The sequence below is a fragment of the Flavobacterium xizangense genome (assembly GCF_054075145.1).
On the sequence record NZ_JBSIPG010000256.1, the window covers coordinates 1 to 245 of the forward strand.

A 245-nucleotide genomic window follows, 5' to 3' on the forward strand; every position below is an offset into this window, starting at 1 on the left:
GAACCTGGAACGGAAGCTTATGAAGCAAAGAAAAACGAATTAATCGATATTAATAATTGGGATATTGGTGCCGCTTTACGCGTGAAATCGACTTTGGTTCATGGCGAAGGTTTGTTTAATTGGGACAAAGCTTTTTCTAATTTCTTCGAAAAAATCGATGCTAAATTGCTGAGCGGTTTAGATTATAGAAATTACATTATTGTACCAGACGGAAATTATTTTATCAATCCAAAAAATGACGGCGG

Annotated in this window: 1 protein-coding gene; it reads left to right on the plus strand. The window is 35.5% G+C overall.

Features of this window, described 5'->3' with window-relative positions:
* The coding region (locus tag ACWA1B_RS23340; protein ID WP_456911063.1) for a hypothetical protein at window positions 1–245 on the plus strand (245 nt) is incomplete at both ends.